Source organism: Lysinibacillus sp. ACHW1.5, assembly GCF_022014815.1.
Taxonomy (GTDB): domain Bacteria; phylum Bacillota; class Bacilli; order Bacillales_A; family Planococcaceae; genus Lysinibacillus; species Lysinibacillus capsici.
Window position 1 is genome coordinate 4,406,725 of sequence record NZ_CP091777.1, and the last position, 15,240, is coordinate 4,421,964.

Below are 15,240 nucleotides of genomic sequence, written 5' to 3' on the forward strand. Positions count from 1 at the left end.
TAACGGAATTGGAAAATATGCGTCAATCAATCATTTCAACCCTCGTCGCCATTTTTCAAAGGCGAGCGCAACATCTGGCTTTAATTCTATACGAGAAGGCGGCTTACTTTCTTGCTTCCGCTTCACATCATGGGTAATTTTATGTTGGATAATACTTGTATCAATTTCTAGCTCTCTTGCCGATTTCCTTAAGGCACCATTCCCAAATATAACACTTTGCTCTGCCATATCAGAAGTTGCTACATGAATTTGTACATTTCTTGCCTTTAATTCATGTGTCATTTTTTCAATACGTTCATCTGCTGTTTCATTTTTTCGTGTATAAATGACTTCTACATCATTTTCTATATAAGATTGCTCTACTCCTGGTACAAGATGTGCGTCAAAAACAATAATTACACGCCAACCCATTGCTGCTTTATATTCAGCCATGAGTTCTATCAACCTTCTTCGCGCATCCTCAAAATTCGTATCACGCAATGGTCGCAGCTCTTTCCAAGATCCAATCATATTATAGCCATCAACAAGCAAAATGTTTTTCATTGTTACTCAATCGCTTCTTGACGTTTACGATACACTTCGTACATTAATAAAGCCGCTGCTACTGATGCGTTCAGTGATGTGACATGCCCAACCATCGGTAAGTGATATAAAAAATCGCATTTTTCTTTTAATAAACGCCCCATCCCTTTGCCTTCACTACCGATAATGATAGCTAATGGTAATGTTGCATCCATTTTTCGATAATCTGCAGATCCCTTTGCATCCGTCCCTGCAATCCATATACCGCGTTCTTTTAATTCATCTATTGTTTGAGCAAGATTGTTTACACGTACAACTGGAACATGTTCAATCGCTCCTGTAGATGCCTTAGCCACTACCGCTGTTAAACTCACTGATCGGCGCTTAGGAATAATAATACCATGTGCTCCTATAGCATCAGCCGTTCTCATAATAGACCCTAGATTATGAGGATCCTCTAACTCATCTAAGATTAAGAAAAAAGGATCTTCCTGTTTATGAGCTGCTGCTGCAAATAAATCCTCAAGTTCAGCATACTTATAAGCGGCAACAGAAGCAACGATTCCTTGATGATTAGCACTTGTTAATTGATCAACTTTCTTTTTTGGAACAAATTGAACGATGACACCACGTTCGCGGGCTAGATCTAGCAGTTCATTGACGCCAGACTTTTTTACTCCTTCTGCAATCCATACTTTATTCATATCGCGGCCTGAACGAAGTGCTTCTAACACTGGGTTTTTACCGGCAATAATTTCACCATTCTGTTCTGCCATTATTTAGACACTCCTTTTGATTCCTCGATTATTTGAATAGCATATGCAATGATTTCGTAGACGCGTTCTAGTTCATTCAATAAATATAAACTACCAAGCACCGCCTCAAAGCCTGAGCTATTACGATAGGTTTGGACATCCGTATTTTTTGGTACAGAGCCGGATTTGGCATTGCGTCCACGACGGAACACAGCCAATTCCTCCTCTGTTAAATAATTTTCATCCATCATGCGATGAACGATCATCGATTGCGCTTTTGCTGAGACGTAGCGAGTTGCCTCTCGATGTAGTGTGTTAGGTTTAACACGACCAGAGCGTAGCAAGTATTCTCGGACCTTTTGTTCCAATACGGCATCACCCATATAGGCTAACGCCAGCGCTTTTAATTGTTTAACATCTTCATTGCGAAGTTTATCCAACTTAATTACCCTCGTTTCCATCTAGTTCCTTGTCGTGTATCTTCTAAAATGATACCTTGGGCTTGCAAATGGTCACGAATCTCATCAGATCGAGCAAAATCACGATTTTTACGTGCCTCGACGCGCTCTTGTAGTAATGCTTCAATTTCTTCGTCTAATAGTTCTTCTTCTTTTGCAAATTCAATACCTAAGACGTCACCTAATACTTCAAAGGTTTCAATAAAGGTTTCTAATACCTTTTTGCAAGTATTGGCTTCATTTAAGTAAATATTAGCAATACGAGCTACTTCAAATAATACAGAAATAGCGTTGGCTGTATTAAAATCATCATCCATTGCCTCTTCAAAATGCGCTTTTTGTTCCGCAATTTTGTTCAGCCATTCTTCTGAATGATCACCTAAGCTTACAGTAGTCGTAAGGCGATGCTTCGCATTGTTGTATGCTGTACGAATGCGCTCTAAACCTGACGCAGCAGCTTCTACTAGGTCCTTCGCAAAGTTAATTGGATGACGATAATGGACAGATAACATGAAGAAACGTAATATCTGCGGGTCAATTTGTTTACGGATATCATTCACAAGAATGAAATTCCCAAGAGATTTGGACATCTTTTCATTATCAATATTAATATACCCGTTATGCATCCAATAACGCGCAAATGTTTTATCATTGTGTGCCTCTGATTGAGCAATTTCATTTTCGTGGTGAGGGAAAGTTAAATCCTGCCCACCAGCATGAATATCAATAGTATCTCCTAAATGTTCACGAGCCATTACAGAACACTCAATATGCCACCCTGGACGACCATCTCCCCATGGGCTTTCCCAGAATATCTCACCTGGCTTAGCAGCTTTCCATAAAGCAAAATCTAGCGCATCATCTTTTTTCTCGCCCGCTTCAATACGAGCACCGATTTTTAAATCGTCAACTGATTGGTGTGATAATTTACCGTAGCCATCAAATTTACGAGTACGGTAATACACATCTCCAGCAGACTCATAAGCGTAGCCCTTTTCAATTAGCACTTGAATAAATTGAATGATATCGTTCATATGCTCTGTCACGCGTGGATGAACATCCGCTTTTTTGCATCCCAGTGCTGTAACATCTTCAAAATAGGCTGCAATAAAACGTTCAGTTAATTCATGCACTTCTTCACCTAGCTCGTTTGCTGCTTTAATAATTTTATCGTCTACATCCGTAAAATTGGAAACAAACTTTACATCATAGCCTTTATACTGAAAATAACGACGTACTGTATCATAAACAATTACAGGGCGTGAATTCCCAATATGGATATAGTTATAAACCGTAGGACCGCAGACATACATTTTTACCTTGCCCTCTTCTAGCGGTACAAAGGTTTCTTTTTGTCGTGTTAATGAGTTAAAAATTTGAATACCCATTGTATTTCACTCTCCTTTTCTGTTGAATAAAAAAGCGCCCCTATCACTCCTAAAAGGAATGACAGAGACGCTCGATTTGCGTGGTTCCACTCTGATTGAAGACAAAAAGCCTTCCACTTTGGACATCCATTAACGGGGATGACTCGATAAAGCCTACTCTCGTTCAGCTTTATGCTCAAAGGTGCATTTCAGTTTTGCCTAGGCTCAGACCACTTTCAGCCGATGATGGTCCTCTCTTAAGAGCATGCGCCACTTACTTCTCCTTATCAACGCTTTTTCAATGTAAATACATTTTACAACGAACGAATGAATTGTCAATAAATTTATCTTTATTGTGCAAATTTTTCTACACGGTCAATTGCTTTCTCTTTACCAATTAAACAAATGGCGTTCGGCAACTCTGGCCCATGTGTTTCACCTGTTGTTACAACACGGATTGGCATGAACAGATTTTTACCTTTATGACCAGTTGTCTTTTGTACAGCTTTAATCGCAGCTTTTACTGCATCTGGTGTAAACTCTTCTAGCTCTTCCAATTGTGCTTTAAATGCCGCCATTACTTCAGGTACTTGCTCTCCTGCTAAAACCTCTTTTGCTTCTTCATCATATTCAATATGGTCGTTAAAGAATAGGCTAGATAATTCGACAATTTCTGCACCAAAGCTCATTTGGTCGTGATAAAGCGCGATTAAATCCGTCGCCCAAGCATGTTGCTCTGCAGTAAGCTCTTCAGGTAATAAGCCTGCTTTTTGTAGGTGTGGTAAAGATAATGCTACCACTTCTTCCAAAGACAATTTTTTAATATATTGATTATTCATCCATGTTAGCTTTTGTTTATCAAACATAGATGGTGATTTTGAAAGACGTTTTTCATCAAACATTTTGATAAATTCTTCTTTTGAGAAAATCTCTTCTTCTCCCTCTGGAGACCAACCAAGTAGCGCAAAGAAGTTAAACATCGCTTCAGGAAGATAACCTAAATCTTTATATTGCGTAACAAATTGAATAATCGATTCATCACGCTTAGATAGTTTTTTACGGTTTTCGTTAATAATTAAGGTCATATGACCAAAGCGTGGATATTCCCAACCAAATGCATCAAAAATCATCATTTGCTTTGGTGTATTTGATAAATGCTCCTCACCGCGGAAAACGTGAGAGATTTCCATAAAGTGATCATCTAAAACAACTGCATAGTTATATGTTGGAATACCATTTGCTTTTACAAGTACCCAATCACCAATATCTTTAGACTCAAATGTAACTTGTCCACGAACTAAATCTTCAAATTCATATGTTACATTTTCAGGTACACGCATACGGATTGTGTATGGCTCACCTGCTGCTTCTTTAGCAGTGATTTCATCTGCTGATAAGTGGCGACATGTACCATCATAAGTAGGAGCAGCTACACCTCTTGCTTTTTGTTCTTCACGAGATGCTTCAAGCTTTTCAGAAGAACAGAAACACTTATAGGCTACACCTTGCTCTAATAGTTTTTCAGCGTGTTCTTTATAAATATCAAGACGTTCCATTTGACGATAAGGCGCATAAGGTCCACCAATATCAATGGACTCATCATATTCAATACCTAACCATTTTAGGTTATCTAGCTGAGATGCTTCTCCGCCCTCTACATTACGTTCAATATCCGTATCTTCAATACGTACAATGAATTTACCGTTATGATGTTTTGCATATAAATAATTGAATAATGCTGTACGCGCTCCACCGATATGTAAATAACCTGTTGGAGATGGCGCGTAACGAACGCGAACTTCTTTCGTCATAATTAAAAGCCTCCTAAATTTTCGATCAAAAATTGACTTTGTTCATTTTACCACTCTGTTACAGGAAATAAAAGCGGGGTTCATCCACATTTATTTCTTGATCAATAGAATTGTTGCCATTGCCGCAATACCTTCCTCGCGACCTGTAAAACCTAATCGTTCAGTTGTAGTTGCTTTAACATTTACCTGTGAAGGCTCTGCATGTAATAATTCAGCGATACGTTGTTGCATCTGTCCAATATAGGGGGCCATTTTAGGACGCTGTGCCATAATGGTACAATCGACATTCCCTAGAGAATAACCCTTATCCTCAACAATCTTCCAAATGTACGCTAATAATTTTGCTGAGTCTGCGTCCTTAAATGCAGGGTCTGTATCTGGAAAATGACGGCCAATATCTCCTTCTCCAATTGCTCCTAGAGCTGCATCTGTGACAGTGTGTAAGAGAACATCCGCATCTGAATGTCCTACTAGTCCTTTTTCATGCGGAATGGTAATGCCACCAATAATTAATGGACGACCTTCTTCAAATGCATGTACGTCAAAACCTTGTCCAATTCGAAACATATTCATCTTCCTTTAATTAATATTTAACATTATCATATCAAAATTTGTCCTAGGTTGTTTGAAAAGCGCTTTAATAATTATCCTCCTATAGCAGTAATGGGCAGTTTAGAAAGCTTCACTCTCTAGACTGCCCCACATTCTTTAAATATGATACTCTATATTTTTCATTTGACTGTTGCTAATATTCGGAGATGGCTGTGAATTATAGACACGTGAATAAGGGGGAACAGAGTGTGTTAGCCAAATATTACTCCCTAAGACGGAATCGTGCCCAATCGTCGTCTCGCCCCCTAAAATAGTAGCACCAGCATAAATGACAACATTGTCAGCAATATTTGGATGACGCTTAATGCCCTTAATTGGATTACCATTTTCATCTAATGGGAAGCTTAGTGCCCCTAATGTTACACCTTGATAAATTTTTACATTCTTACCGATAGTACAAGTTTCACCGATAACGACACCTGTTCCGTGGTCAATAAAGAATGATTCTCCTATTGTAGCCCCTGGATGAATATCGATACCCGTTAATCGGTGCGCATATTCTGACATAATTCGAGGCACAATTTGTACGCCCATTTCGTATAATTCATGTGCGATGCGATGAATATAAATAGCCACAATAGATGGATAGCTTAGCAAAATTTCCTCTGTGGAAAGAGCTGCTGGGTCACCATTATACGCCGCTTGAATATCTGTTTGTAGCACTTGGCGAATGGCAGGAAATCGATTAATCAAATTCATAACAATTTTGTCTGCTTGTTCACGGCAATACTTCTCGCAATTGGCAGGATCACTGTCCTCCATATTATAAAATAATACTTTTTCGATAATATCCCGCAAATCTAATGCTGTTTCACGCAGCTTATTACTGCAAACTACGTTCACCCTTGTTTCATCAATAGGTCTTTTCATATAAATGCCAGGAAACAGCACCTCATGGAAATTATCGATTATTTTTATAACCCGATCCCGTCCATCAAAGCCTATTGAGTTGTCAACGTCGATGTACTGTTTATTTATACTAGTTAATGAACCTGTAATTTCTGGAACCTTTTGATTTAACCAATCATTTAATGACACAATAAACACCCCTCACATCTTTTCATCTATTCTATTACCTTATTAATCATATATCCACTATTTCATTTTACACGTAAAACGATCACAAATGGATAAACCCACTTTATTGGAGCTATTCCAACTTTTTATTCTCTTCCTAAGCCTTCGCTTCTAATTCGACTAGCAAAATGTCATTAGTATCATACATATATGGATGAACAGATTTGGCATTGTGACCATACAATTTTCCCCAACCAAAACAAATAAAAAAGACTATCCATTCTCAAAAAACTACGAATGAATAGCCTCATAAATAATATTTCTTAATGATTGTATGAGCCACGCTTACGCAAGATTGCCTCACCAAATACTAAGTCTTCTTGTGTTGTCATTTTTACATTTTCATAACTACTTTCTACGATGTGTACCTGATGTCCGAGACGCTCCATTAGCATTGCCTCATCTGTCCCAAGAAAGCCTACTTTTTCAGCTACGTCCTCTGCTTCCATAATTAATTCAAAACGGAATGCTTGTGGAGTTTGCACCATCCAAAGGCTTTCTCGATCAACCGTTTCCTCTATAATGCCATTCATTGATACTTTTTTCATCGTATCTTTCGCACGAACCCCTGCAATTGCTGCACCGTGATGATGCGCGTTCTGTACAAGCTTTGCAATGATATCATGCGTAATAAACGGGCGAGCTGCGTCATGGACAAGCACAATATCTACCTGTTGCATCTCTTTCATGCACGAATGAACCGAATGCTGTCGCTCAGCACCCCCATCAGGTAAACCCTTCACTTTGGTAATTCTATAGTCTTCTAGCATTTTTTGAATAAATCCACGTTCTTCTGGTTTTACAGCGAGCCAAATACCTGTGCAAGCGGGATCATGTTGAAACACTTCTAGCGTGTGTACCAGAATAGGTTTCTCTAAAAGCTTTAAAAATAATTTATTTTGCCCTGCACCCATACGCTTCCCACTTCCGGCAGCAGGTAGAACCACTTCATATTGCATTTTCCCACATCCTAATCGTCCTTCGGCTTAGCAAATATCATACGACCTGCCGATGTTTGCAGCACACTAGTAACTGTAACTGTAATTGCCTGTCCGATATAACTACGACCACCTTCAACCACAATCATCGTACCATCATCTAAATAGGCAACTCCTTGGTTATGCTCTTTACCATCCTTTATAACCACAACCTGCATATCTTCACCTGGTATAACTACAGGTTTCACTGCATTCGCTAAATCATTGATATTTAACACTTTTACATGATGGAGCTCACAGACTTTATTCAGGTTAAAATCGTTCGTAACAATGCATGTATCATTGCCCATTTTTTTTGCAAGACGAACAAGCTTTAAATCTACCTCTTGTACATCTTCAAAATCCTCGTCCGTAATTTCAACTTTTGTCTTACGCTCATCTTGTAATTTTTTTAAAATATCTAAACCACGCCGACCTCTTGTGCGCTTTAAGGTATCGGAAGAATCAGCTATATGCTGAAGCTCTGTGAGCACAAATTGAGGTACAACTAATATACCTTCAATGAAGCCTGTTTCAGAAATATCAGCAATTCGACCATCGATAATTACACTTGTATCTAGCAGTTTGTAGCTTCCACGAACCTCCTGAGCTTCAGCACCTTCAGCAGCTTTTTTCTTCGTATTGGTACTACGTAATGTAAAAAGCTGTATGAGCTCATCTCTTTTTCTAAAACCTAGACGGAACCCTAAATAGCCTAATACAAATGACAGGATAATAGGGAGGACTTCCGTAATAACAGGGAATTTTACACTATCAATAGCAAAGCCTAAAAAGTAAGCGACAATCAACCCAATTATTAAACCAAACGTTCCAAATAATAAATCTCCGATAGGAACCTTAAACAGAACTTCTTCCATCCAGCTAATGAGCCTTACAAAGTAATCGGAAAATGCAAAAGATAGTGTAAACAGTAAAAGTGCGCCTAGAGCTACTGATACATAAGGATTATCTAGCCAAGGATTAGATGATAAATGAAGCAATTCGTATAATGGCGGTAAGAAAACAAGGCCCAATGCTCCTCCAATCAGTAAAAACGCAATTTGAACAAATTTTTTCACAAGCTGTCACCTCCTAATTGTTAGTTAAGATTATACATAGTTTACGGTAGAAAATCTTTCATGAGCTCAGTCAAAATCTCATTATTTTTGATGTTGTGAAACAAGGATAAGATAGTTAGACAAAATTTTACAAACTTCTATTTTGTTCGTACTAGATGAAATCCTTTATTCATTCATCAGCTATTATTTAGGACGTTTATTCTTTTATATGAGTTTCCGATATTAGCATTAAAAATGAAGGAAAATGCATGTCAGAATAATATCCAACATGCACAACCTCCTTTATAACTCTCTAAAGCATGCATTTAGTGCATCTTTAATCGTTTCTACACCAACAATTTCAATTCCCTGCGGAAATTCCCAACCACCAATATTCGAAGAAGGAATGAAAGCTCTTTTAAATCCAAGCTTCGCCGCTTCAATGACTCGCTGTTCTATACGTGATACCCGACGGACCTCACCTGTCAGTCCGACCTCACCAATAAAGCAATCCGTTGCACGCACTGCCTGATCCTTAAAACTAGATACAATGCTTGTCAACACCGCTAAATCTATTGCTGGCTCATCCAGCTTGACACCACCAGCAACTTTAATATATGCATCCTGAGCTTGTAGCATGAGACCCATACGCTTTTCTAGTACAGCCATTAGCAATTGTACTCGATTTTGATCGACACCTGTGGCCATACGTTTAGGATAGTTAAAGCTTGTAGGCGTAACTAAGGATTGAATTTCAACAAGAATTGGCCTTGTCCCCTCCATTGAGGCTACAATAGTTGACCCCGCCGCACCTTGTGACCGCTCCTGTAAAAATAACTCAGAAGGGTTTAGCACTTCCTTTAACCCACCTTGAAGCATTTCAAATATAGCAATTTCATTTGTAGATCCGAATCGGTTTTTTTGGCTTCTTAAAATACGATGATTATGGTGTCTCTCCCCTTCAAAGTACAGTACAGTATCCACCATATGCTCTAAAATACGTGGCCCTGCAATTTGTCCCTCTTTTGTGACATGTCCTACTAGAAAAATAGCAATGCCTTTTGTTTTAGCGATTCGCATCAGCTCAGCTGTACATTCACGAACCTGTGAGACACTACCTGGGGCGCTTGTTACTTCTGGATGAAAGACGGTTTGTATGGAATCGACAATGACAAATTTAGGTTGTACTTCATCAATAGTTTGGTTTAAAAACTCTAGGTTTGTTTCGGAGTATATGTAAAGCTCTTGAGAAATCACTCCTAAACGCTCTGCTCGTAATTTCGTTTGACGAATAGATTCCTCTCCAGATATATAAAGTACGCGATGCCCTTTATTCGAGAGTAATGCGGAGACCTGTAATAGTAATGTTGATTTCCCTATTCCAGGATCGCCCCCAATTAATACTAGAGAACCAGGTACAATGCCACCGCCTAATACGCGATTGAGTTCGCCCATTTCTGTTGCTACACGCGATTCTTCAGTAGCTTCCACTTGGATAATCGGGATTGCCTTTTGAGTAACTGTAGCAGAATGTTGAAAAGCTCCACGTGGACCTTTAGCAACCATTTCTACTTCTTCCACCATTTTATTCCATTCACCACACCCAGGGCATCTTCCCATCCATTTAGCAGATTCATAGCCACAGCCTGAACATACAAATTTCGTTTTTTTCTTTGCCAAATTGCTTTCACCTCGAATATTTGTTCTTATCCTTAATTGTACAGAAAAAAAGACAGCTTGGCACTTAAAGCCTTACTGTCTTTCCTTGAAATTATTTAGAGATGGATACTCCCTCTTTTTTCTTTACAACAAACTCATCGTTTACGTAATCAATGACAACCTGATTACCCTTTTCTACATTACCTTTTAGTAATTCTTCTGATAATCGATCCTCTACTTGTTTTTGTAATGCACGACGTAGTGGACGAGCACCATATTGAGGGTCATAGCCTTCTTCAGCAATTTTTTCAAGTGCTGCGTCAGTCAGCTCTAACGAAATGTCTTGCTCTTTCAAGCGTTTTGTTAAAGCATTGCCCATCATTGCAATGATTTCTTTTAAGTGCTCTTTTTCTAATGCGTGGAAGACAATCATTTCATCGATACGGTTTAAGAATTCTGGACGGAATGCTTTTTTCAATTCTTCTAACATCGTACCCTTCATGTCTTTATGTTTAGACTCTGCACCGCCTACATTAAAACCAAGGCTCTTTTGGTATTTTAATGCATCCGCACCAACGTTTGAAGTCATAATGACCACTGTATTGCGGAAGTCTACTACACGTCCCTTAGAGTCTGTTAAACGACCATCTTCAAGCACCTGCAATAGAATATTGAATACATCAGGGTGTGCCTTTTCAATTTCATCTAATAAAACGACTGAATATGGCTTACGGCGAACTTTCTCTGTCAGTTGGCCACCATCATCGAAGCCTACATAGCCTGGAGGTGAACCTACCAAACGAGAAGTCGAATGTTTCTCCATATACTCGGACATATCAACACGAATCATCGCATCTTCATCGCCAAACATTACTTCAGCAAGTGCTCTTGCAAGCTCTGTTTTACCAACGCCTGTAGGTCCTAAGAAGATAAATGAACCAATTGGTCGTTTTGGATCTTTTAAGCCTGCTCTTGCACGACGTATTGCACGAGAAATCGCTTCTACTGCTTCTCCTTGCCCTACTACACGTTTGTGTAACTCTTCTTCAAGCTGTAATAACTTCGAAGATTCTTCAGAAGCAATTTTAGCTACTGGGATTCCTGTCCACATTGAGACAACTGCTGCTACATCATCCACAGTCACTTTAGATTCGGCTTTACCTTGCTCTTCTTTCCAATTTTTTCGAGTAGCTTCAATTTCATCCTTCAGCTTTTGCTCTGTATCTCTTAGCGCTGCTGCCTTTTCAAATTCTTGACCTGATACGGCTGCATTTTTTTCAGAACGAACATTTTCAAGCTTATCCTCAAGCGCCTTTAAGTTTGGTGGTACTGCGAATGAGCGTAAGCGTACTTTAGAACCTGCTTCATCGATTAAGTCAATCGCTTTATCTGGTAAGAATCGATCAGAAATATATCTATCACTCATTTTTGCCGCTGCTTCAATCGCTTCATCTGTAATTTTCACACGGTGATGCGCTTCATAACGATCGCGTAAGCCTTGAATAATTAGAATAGCCTCTTCCACTGTCGGCTCATCCACTTGGATTGGTTGGAAACGACGCTCTAAGGCTGCATCCTTTTCAATGTACTTGCGGTACTCATCAAGTGTTGTGGCACCAATACATTGAAGCTCCCCACGTGCTAAAGATGGTTTTAAGATATTTGATGCATCAATCGCACCTTCAGCACCACCCGCACCAATTAATGTATGCAATTCGTCAATAAATAAAATGATGTTGCCTGCTTGGCGAATTTCATCCATCACTTTTTTCAAACGATCTTCAAATTCTCCACGATATTTTGTACCTGCCACAACTGTCCCCATATCTAGTGTCATTACACGTTTGTCACGAAGGATTTCTGGCACTTCGTTATTAATAATTTGCTGTGCCAATCCTTCAGCAATCGCTGTTTTACCAACACCTGGCTCACCAATCAATACAGGGTTATTTTTCGTACGACGCGATAAAACTTCAATAACTCGTGTAATTTCCTTGCTTCGACCAATAACAGGGTCTAATGTACCTTCACGTGCAATTTGGGTTAAATCACGTGCTAGGCTATCTAATGTAGGTGTATTGGCAGCTTGAGCTGCTTGTTGGCCAGATTGTGCATTATCATTATTACCTAATAGCAATAATACTTGCTGGCGAGCTTTATTTAAACCGACTCCCGCATTGTTTAAAACGCGAGCTGCCACGCCCTCACCCTCACGTATAAGCGCCAATAATAAATGCTCTGTGCCGATATAGGAGTGACCTAATTTACGTGACTCATCAACAGATAATTCAATTACCTTTTTAGCTCTTGGCGTATAATGAACGATTGGACCGACATCTTCTTTGCCCTTACCCACTAATTCTTCAATGCCAGCTTCAATCATTTGAGGACTAATATCAATGGCTTCTAACGCTTTCGCAGCAATACCGCCGCCTTCACGTATAAGCCCTAATAGAATATGCTCTGTACCGATAGATTCGTGCTTCCAACGAATAGCCTCTTCCTGAGCAAGCTGTAATACTTTTTGCGCGCGTTGTGTAAAACGATTAAACATCATATAAATCCTCTCCTTTTTCCCCATTTATAGGCTTATTCGCATGTTCTTGAGATAATGTCTCACGAAGCATCTCCGCTCGTACACGATCCCGTTCAGCAGGTGGTAATGCCTCACCTGCATAGTACTGTAAAAAACCTGGTTGCATACTAACAACACATTCATTTAAAGTCGTTGCTTGTATACCATCAATCAATTGTAAATCTACTCCTAAACGAACATTAGATAGGCAAGTAGCAGCTTCCTCACTTGTTAAAATTCTTGCATGTGTAAGGGTTCCTAAAGCTCGATATACGCGATCTTCTAGCGCAAGCTCTGCCTTTTCCATTAATTTACCTCTTGCATGCCGCTCTTTTTGAATAATCTTTTCGGCGACACTTTGTATATCTGCTAAAATATCTTCCTCTGTCTTCCCAAGTGTAATTTGGTTAGACACTTGATAAACATTCCCTAAATTTTCGCTTCCTTCACCATATATACCTCTTACAGTCATTCCTAAGCGTGTCATGGCATTTATAATTTGATTCATTTGCCCAGTTAATGTAAGGGCGGGTAAATGCATCATGACGGATGCTCGTAGACCCGTACCAATATTCGTTGGACAGCTTGTTAAATAACCAAAAGTATCTCGAAAAGCATACGGTAATACTTTCTCTAGGATACGATCAATCTTATTTGCTTGTTCATAGGCACTTTGAAGTTGAAAACTTGCTGTCATACATTGAATGCGTAAATGATCCTCTTCATTCACCATAATGCTAACGGATTCGTCTTCAGAGAGTAGTATAGAGCCCACTTGCTCTTTTTTAGCCAGTTGCGGGCTAATCAAATGCTTTTCTACAAGAATTTGACGCTGTAAAGGGGTTAAATCCTTTATAGCAAAATAAGCATAATCATTTTGAAGAGTTGGGCTATCGCTGATTGCATGTGTAACGGCCTGTTCCACTTGCAGTGCCTCATTTTCTGAAAACGCTAATGGAAAACGATAGCCATCTAAATTTCGTGCAAGGCGGATCCGTGTACTAATGACGATATCTGAGTAATCATCTTTGATATGCATCCAAGTTGGTGTCGCACGCTCTAAAAACGATTCAATCATCATGTCACATCACCACCTTCAAATTGTAGATGCTTCTCTAGCTCTTTGACTTCATCACGTAGCTTCGCCGCTTCTTCAAACTGTTCTTCATCTACGGCGGATTTCATACGCTTGCGGATATCTTCTATTTGCTTTTTAATAACATACACATTACTGCGAGCACCAGGCATTTTTCCAATGTGTTGTGGACCTGCCTGAATACGATTAAAAAGCTTTGGCAAATGATCTCCAAATGTGTCATAACAGCTTGGGCACCCGAATTTTCCTTCTTTTAAAAATTGCTTATACGAAAATCCACATTGTGGGCATGTTTGCTGTTGTGGTTGTACCTGTTGTTTTTCCCCCACCTTTTGCCATGTAGGAGAGCCAAACCAGTTAGACAATAACTGTTGAATAGATACTGGCTCTTGTTTAAACTCTGCATGAAATGGATGGAATTGTGAGGCGCAGACGTCACAATAATGATGCTCTACTTTTTGCCCACTTTGAACTTGTGTTACTGTAACTGTCGCATTACGTTGTTTACAATGTTCGCATATCATTTCCATCACCTCACTATTTTTGTTGTTCGTATTTTATTGTTGTCAGCATTGCTCGCAATATTTTTGATCGAATGACATCTCTTAATGGGAGATGCAAGTCGATCGTGGAGCGATCAATTGCTGCTAACATTAATTTCGCTTCTCGCTTGGAAATTACCTGCTCATCAATGAGTCGATAAACCAAATCTTCTGCCATTGTTTGTGATGCCCCACCTTCAATTTGCCTGAGAACATCGTCGATTAAATCAATCTGTGAATTCGCGCGGACACGTAAAATTCGAATGTATCCACCACCACCACGTTTGCTCTCAACAAGGTAACCCCGCTCGGCAGTAAATCTTGTATTAATAACATAATTTATTTGTGATGGTACACATTGAAATTTATCAGCGATTTCACTACGTTTAATTTCAATATGCCCTTCTCCACCTAATTCAAGTACTTGCTTTAAGTAACCCTCTATGATGTCTGATATATTACGCATTTTAGGAATACACCTCGCTTGCTTCACTGACTTTGACTATCTTTGACTTTCTTTGAGTATATTATACAAAACGCTTGAAAAAAATTGCAATGATTTCGCCCATAGAAAAGTGGAAAGTCTTGAAAAAGGCTTTTTAAGAGCCGAAAAGAGCCCTTTTTCGATTATTTGTTTACGGTTTAATAATTTCCTTATACACCTAATGTACCCTTATTCGTCATAGAAAAAACGCAAGCATATGCAACTAGCATATACTTGCGTCTATGAA

The 15,240-nt window shown here is 39.2% G+C and carries 14 protein-coding genes and 1 other annotated feature; all 14 genes read right to left on the reverse strand.

Going from position 1 to position 15,240, the window contains the following annotated elements; genetic code table 11:
• Positions 1-30 precede the first annotated feature (30 nt).
• The 14 genes from L6W14_RS22220 to L6W14_RS22285 all read right to left on the reverse strand — a co-directional run bounded on the left by L6W14_RS22220 (position 31) and on the right by L6W14_RS22285 (position 14,975).
• Positions 31-543, reverse strand: a complete 513-nt coding sequence (locus L6W14_RS22220; protein ID WP_054548958.1) for an NYN domain-containing protein — start codon at positions 541-543, stop codon at positions 31-33.
• Positions 544-545: 2 nt separating this feature from the next.
• The gene (gene rlmB, locus L6W14_RS22225) at positions 546-1,298 is read right to left on the reverse strand and encodes a 23S rRNA (guanosine(2251)-2'-O)-methyltransferase RlmB (protein WP_131521813.1); all 753 of its coding nucleotides are present in this window, start codon (positions 1,296-1,298) and stop codon (positions 546-548) included.
• Entirely contained in the window at positions 1,298-1,738 is a 441-nt protein-coding gene (locus L6W14_RS22230) for a Mini-ribonuclease 3 (RefSeq protein ID WP_175400791.1), read from the reverse strand. Before L6W14_RS22230 ends, rlmB begins: the two co-directional genes overlap by 1 nt.
• Positions 1,723-3,123 (reverse strand): cysteine--tRNA ligase, encoded by a 1,401-nt coding sequence (cysS, locus tag L6W14_RS22235; protein ID WP_131521812.1) that lies wholly within the window; start codon positions 3,121-3,123, stop codon positions 1,723-1,725. Before cysS ends, L6W14_RS22230 begins: the two co-directional genes overlap by 16 nt.
• Positions 3,124-3,183: 60 nt before the next feature.
• Positions 3,184-3,402, reverse strand: a binding site (T-box leader).
• Between the two features lie 50 nt (positions 3,403-3,452).
• On the reverse strand, positions 3,453-4,913 hold the full coding sequence (gene gltX / locus L6W14_RS22240) for a glutamate--tRNA ligase (protein WP_131521811.1): 1,461 nt from the start codon (positions 4,911-4,913) through the stop codon (positions 3,453-3,455).
• A gap of 90 nt (positions 4,914-5,003) precedes the next feature.
• Complete coding sequence (gene ispF / locus L6W14_RS22245) at positions 5,004-5,480, reverse strand: 2-C-methyl-D-erythritol 2,4-cyclodiphosphate synthase (RefSeq protein ID WP_131521810.1); 477 nt, start codon at positions 5,478-5,480, stop codon at positions 5,004-5,006.
• Positions 5,481-5,621: 141 nt separating this feature from the next.
• The gene (gene epsC, locus L6W14_RS22250; RefSeq protein WP_131521809.1) at positions 5,622-6,563 is read right to left on the reverse strand and encodes a serine O-acetyltransferase EpsC; all 942 of its coding nucleotides are present in this window, start codon (positions 6,561-6,563) and stop codon (positions 5,622-5,624) included.
• A gap of 302 nt (positions 6,564-6,865) precedes the next feature.
• Complete coding sequence (gene ispD, locus L6W14_RS22255; RefSeq protein WP_131521808.1) at positions 6,866-7,561, reverse strand: 2-C-methyl-D-erythritol 4-phosphate cytidylyltransferase; 696 nt, start codon at positions 7,559-7,561, stop codon at positions 6,866-6,868.
• Between the two features lie 11 nt (positions 7,562-7,572).
• Positions 7,573-8,658, reverse strand: coding sequence for a PIN/TRAM domain-containing protein (locus L6W14_RS22260; protein WP_131521807.1), 1,086 nt, complete (start codon positions 8,656-8,658; stop codon positions 7,573-7,575).
• Positions 8,659-8,940: 282 nt separating this feature from the next.
• Positions 8,941-10,317, reverse strand: coding sequence for a DNA repair protein RadA (gene radA / locus L6W14_RS22265; RefSeq protein ID WP_004233577.1), 1,377 nt, complete (start codon positions 10,315-10,317; stop codon positions 8,941-8,943).
• A 91-nt stretch (positions 10,318-10,408) separates the two neighbouring features.
• The gene (locus L6W14_RS22270; protein WP_016992144.1) at positions 10,409-12,853 is read right to left on the reverse strand and encodes an ATP-dependent Clp protease ATP-binding subunit; all 2,445 of its coding nucleotides are present in this window, start codon (positions 12,851-12,853) and stop codon (positions 10,409-10,411) included.
• Entirely contained in the window at positions 12,843-13,952 is a 1,110-nt protein-coding gene (locus L6W14_RS22275; RefSeq protein ID WP_237898900.1) for a protein-arginine kinase McsB, read from the reverse strand. The genes L6W14_RS22270 and L6W14_RS22275 overlap by 11 nt, the downstream gene beginning before the upstream one ends.
• Entirely contained in the window at positions 13,949-14,491 is a 543-nt protein-coding gene (locus L6W14_RS22280) for a UvrB/UvrC motif-containing protein (RefSeq protein WP_004233574.1), read from the reverse strand. Before L6W14_RS22280 ends, L6W14_RS22275 begins: the two co-directional genes overlap by 4 nt.
• Before the next feature lie 13 nt (positions 14,492-14,504).
• Positions 14,505-14,975 (reverse strand): CtsR family transcriptional regulator, encoded by a 471-nt coding sequence (locus tag L6W14_RS22285; RefSeq protein WP_004233573.1) that lies wholly within the window; start codon positions 14,973-14,975, stop codon positions 14,505-14,507.
• Positions 14,976-15,240: the final 265 nt, after the last annotated feature.

Coding starts and splice junctions, on each gene's coding strand:
- ispD (WP_131521808.1), bottom strand. CDS start 7,561: ATGCAATATGAAGTGGTTCTACCTGCTGCCGGAAGTGGGAAGCGTATG.
- L6W14_RS22275 (WP_237898900.1), bottom strand. CDS start 13,952: ATGATGATTGAATCGTTTTTAGAGCGTGCGACACCAACTTGGATGCAT.
- L6W14_RS22220 (WP_054548958.1), bottom strand. CDS start 543: ATGAAAAACATTTTGCTTGTTGATGGCTATAATATGATTGGATCTTGG.
- cysS (WP_131521812.1), bottom strand. CDS start 3,123: ATGGGTATTCAAATTTTTAACTCATTAACACGACAAAAAGAAACCTTT.
- L6W14_RS22280 (WP_004233574.1), bottom strand. CDS start 14,491: ATGATATGCGAACATTGTAAACAACGTAATGCGACAGTTACAGTAACA.
- ispF (WP_131521810.1), bottom strand. CDS start 5,480: ATGTTTCGAATTGGACAAGGTTTTGACGTACATGCATTTGAAGAAGGT.
- L6W14_RS22285 (WP_004233573.1), bottom strand. CDS start 14,975: ATGCGTAATATATCAGACATCATAGAGGGTTACTTAAAGCAAGTACTT.
- gltX (WP_131521811.1), bottom strand. CDS start 4,913: ATGACGAAAGAAGTTCGCGTTCGTTACGCGCCATCTCCAACAGGTTAT.
- L6W14_RS22230 (WP_175400791.1), bottom strand. CDS start 1,738: ATGGAAACGAGGGTAATTAAGTTGGATAAACTTCGCAATGAAGATGTT.
- rlmB (WP_131521813.1), bottom strand. CDS start 1,298: ATGGCAGAACAGAATGGTGAAATTATTGCCGGTAAAAACCCAGTGTTA.
- L6W14_RS22270 (WP_016992144.1), bottom strand. CDS start 12,853: ATGATGTTTAATCGTTTTACACAACGCGCGCAAAAAGTATTACAGCTT.